1 protein-coding gene is annotated in these 257 nt (G+C 41.6%); it reads left to right on the plus strand.

What is annotated here, in order from left to right:
* Positions 1–257 (plus strand): SLAC1 family transporter (locus KVT11_RS20200; RefSeq protein WP_483297936.1); only part of this gene is annotated, 257 nt, incomplete at both ends.

Genomic DNA, 257 nt, shown 5'->3' on the forward strand with positions numbered 1-257 from the left:
GAAGCAGCAAGGCATCGGTTCTGTTCAATTCTTACCGGTTAATCTATTTGCATCGGTAATGGGAATTTCGGGTCTATCATTGGCTTGGAGACAAGCAAGTAAGTTATTCGGAGCGCCGCTAATCATCGCGGATATCATCGGCATTATTGCCATTCTAATATTTATCATTCTCAGCATTGCTTTTCTTGCAAAGTTTGTACGATACCCGCATAAAGTCAAAGATGAGTTTCTGCATCCCATCTCCGGAAATTTTTACG

Source organism: Bacillus sp. GbtcB10, assembly GCF_019091365.1.
In the GTDB taxonomy this organism is placed as follows: Bacteria; Bacillota; Bacilli; order Bacillales; family Bacillaceae; genus Bacillus; species Bacillus altitudinis.